4 protein-coding genes are annotated in these 3,453 nt (G+C 43.8%); all 4 read right to left on the reverse strand.

The window, feature by feature from the left end:
* Positions 1-6: 6 nt before the first annotated feature.
* Complete coding sequence (locus tag L0J61_RS10060) at positions 7-228, reverse strand: hypothetical protein (protein WP_301466309.1); 222 nt, start codon at positions 226-228, stop codon at positions 7-9.
* Positions 229-287: 59 nt separating this feature from the next.
* Entirely contained in the window at positions 288-1,088 is an 801-nt protein-coding gene (locus L0J61_RS10065) for a transporter substrate-binding domain-containing protein (protein WP_301466310.1), read from the reverse strand.
* Positions 1,089-1,402: 314 nt separating this feature from the next.
* On the reverse strand, positions 1,403-2,200 hold the full coding sequence (locus L0J61_RS10070) for an ABC transporter ATP-binding protein (RefSeq protein WP_301466311.1): 798 nt from the start codon (positions 2,198-2,200) through the stop codon (positions 1,403-1,405).
* 455 nt (positions 2,201-2,655) lie between these two features.
* Positions 2,656-2,964 (reverse strand): hypothetical protein, encoded by a 309-nt coding sequence (locus L0J61_RS10075; RefSeq protein ID WP_301466312.1) that lies wholly within the window; start codon positions 2,962-2,964, stop codon positions 2,656-2,658.
* Between the last annotated feature and the right edge of the window lie 489 nt (positions 2,965-3,453).

Genomic DNA, 3,453 nt, shown 5'->3' on the forward strand with positions numbered 1-3,453 from the left:
ACGCATTCATCCCACTACCTTAGAGGTAGGGGATTTCTGCGGTAAAATGTTAAAGCTTGATTCTGTCGCAATTTTGATAGTTTCCGATGTCTCTGCTGCTGCATCAGTTTCCGCATCATCTGCTGGCGCTGAACCATTGCTACAGCCTGCTAACATCAACATGGCAGCACTCAAAGGTGCGAGCCATAGTGCTTTTTTTCCCATCGATGCAGTCATTGAAATTGTCATATATTTATTCCTTGATATCTGTGTCAGCCGTTTGTCGTGTATGGCTTATCTATTGTTGGCTATTGACCAAAGTTTGCCTCTTCAAGGCGTGCTAACTCACCACTACTACGGATTTCGCTCAATGCTTGGTTGAACTCGTCTTTGAGTGGATCGTCTTTGCGCACCGCGATAGCAATATTGTCGTCGTTGTCAATTTCTTCACCCACGATACTAAAGCCTTCCGCGTTGTCTGCTAGCCATGAATTGGCAGAGACTTTTTCAGCTAATACAGCATCACTGCGACCAGATTTAAGATCTAGATAAGCATTATCGTAGCTATCATAAAACTGAATGGTATTGCCGTCTTTACCTTCGTAATTATCTTGCAAATAAGCACCAGGCGTCGTAGAGCGTTGACCGCCGAGTGTCACTTCTCTGATCGCTTCAGGGTCAAAGCTACTATCATTACTGGTCAACCATACCATGGTGTTAGCAAAGTACGGCTCACTGAAGTCTACTCTTTCTTGACGTTCAGCAGTAATTGACATGCCAGCGATGACAGCGTCATATTTCTGTGCCAATAGACCTGGAATAATACCGTCCCAATCTTGGGCTACGATGTCACATTCGGCTTGCATCTGATCACACAACGCATTGGCGACATCAACGTCAAAACCCGCCAGACTACCATCAGCATTGGTGTAGTTGAACGGAGGATAGGCACCTTCGGTTGCGATACGAATAGTCTGACCAGTCGTTTCCGCCGCAGCGGTATCAGCATTGGCATCGGTGGCTTCTTCCGCAGGTTGGCTACAAGCGCTCATCATTAATGCAGCGGTGACGGTCATTGATGACCACAATAGGCGAGAATTCGACATCATACATTCCTTAACTTCTGATGGATTTTAATATAGCCTTCTGATACTTTTTTCTCTGACGTCCCTGCCAGAAAAGCAATATAGATAGCAGGATAGACAAGCAGGCGACCGTCGATAATGACCGCCTATAAACCTTGAAATAATACCTGAGTAAATTATCAAAGACAAACGTTTTGCATACCATTGCGTCATATTGGGTAATAAACGGTTAAAGACAGTCACATATTGGTAAGGCATGCATCACATTCAACTATGTTATGAATGCGAAACACGCCTTGTATGATTAAACGCTTAGATGTAAGAGAGCAGCTATGGGATCAGTTTTGACGATGAGAGGACATAAAGTCTTTGACACGTTCAGAGGTTGGATTGTCAAAAACCTGCTCAGGTGTACCGATCTCTTCAACCACCCCTTGATGTAAAAACACAACTTTACTCGATACATCACGAGCAAATCGCATTTCGTGGGTGACGATCAGCATGGTGCGCCCCTCTTCTGCTAACTCGCGCATTACTGCAAGTACTTCATTGACCAACTCTGGATCCAAAGCGGATGTTGGTTCATCAAACAATAGTACTTGCGGCTTCATCGCTAGCGCGCGAGCAATCGCAACACGCTGACGTTGGCCGCCAGACAAGTTCGCTGGATAAGCATCTTTTTTGTCGAGCAGCCCCACTTTATCGAGTAGCTGTTCTGCGTCACTAATGGCTTGGGCTTTTTTAACCTTTAGAACTTGTGTTGGTCCTTCGATGATGTTCTGCAGAATCGTCTTGTGCGGCCACAAGTTAAAATTTTGAAAGACGAAACCCACGCGCGCGCGTAAGCTTTCTAATTGTTTGACGTCCGCTGCCTGCAGCTCACCTGACTTGGCGGGCTTCAACATCAGCTCATCATCACCGATAATGATACGACCTTGATTGGGCTTTTCGAGTAAGTTAATACAACGTAGCAAAGTAGACTTACCTGAGCCAGATGATCCCAAGATAGAGATAACATCGCCATCGTACGCAGTGAGGGATACCCCTTTTAGCACCGCTAATGAGCCAAAGCTTTTATGGATGTCTTGTAAATCTAAGGCGATAGGCTGATTGGTATTTTTTGCAGTATCAAGCATGGTTTAGCAGACTTCCAATAAATATAAGTGAAAACAGAAATAAGAATAAAATAAAAACGCAGTGACCACTAAAACCACTGGCCATACAGTTAGGCCACAACCACGCCGTATCAATACAGTAAGGCTGAATACAAGCCAAAAGACAGTATGGTTGGCAAAATTGAAATTGTAGCAGTTTCTTCGTGGCAAACTTCAGCGTTGTCACGCAAAGAGAAAAGGTAATACATTGTCTCTTATTACCTAGCAAAAAGGCAAATTCTGTATTTAACCAGTCAGCCAGTATTATTTTTGGACGACCGAATAAACAATATGAAAAGAGCCCAGACTGCGTTGGCAGCTCTGAGCTCTTCATTTTATCACTTTAGCTCGTTAAACGTTGTTTTAATCTATTTGACCTCAACATTCGGAGACGGCGACCGACCACCTTTCAGTATGGTAAGCCCAATACGACAAAATTAATATGTCGAAACGCTCTCTGAGCTCTCGGTTCCATCCAGCACATCTGCATCTTCCGCTGTTGCTATCTCATCGCCATCCTCTATCACCATGTCCTCATCGGCGCTAGCCACTGCAACATCATCATTGCTGCCTGCCGTGGCATCTTCCTCGACGGCAGTCTGTGCATCAGTCGCTGGTTCGTTTTCCATTGGTGTCTCTTCTTGTTGACCACAGGCACTTAAAGCCAGAGCCGACGCGACCAGGCCAGCTGCTAGCCAGCTTTTAGACAGTCCATGTTTTTTAACGTTATCCTGTGTAATATTCATATTGCTTCTCCATTATTTTTTATTGACCGTCGACAGCTAATGCTTGATTAACGAAAACGACCTCTTGGTATATTTCTACTTGATGGCTTTCGTTGATGTTCATGCATTGATGTTCACGACTTCCATCAGTGTTCTCAACGAGCCTCATCTTAGTTTCTACTATACTAATGACTCGTCCTTTCCACCTTAGTGTTTACGACGCAGTTGTGTTAAAAAGATGTAACGGCATTGGTATCTACTAGCCAATCCTATACAGTGCTGCATATACTAGGAGCACATAGGCGTCAGGCAGTACTATAATATCCATTAACGCTTTGCAAAACGGGCGCTGTTCACAAAATCATCTTTACTATCGCCCCAATCTCCTCTATGTTAAATAGCATATTGTTATTTAGGCATTTGAGCCCTTTTTTTGCTACATTTTGCCTTTTTGGGCACTTTTATATTATTTAAAACATTCATCATTTTAAGGATATATTTATGAGTCAA

The organism is Psychrobacter sp., from assembly GCF_030457785.1.
Lineage (GTDB): Bacteria > Pseudomonadota > Gammaproteobacteria > Pseudomonadales > Moraxellaceae > Psychrobacter.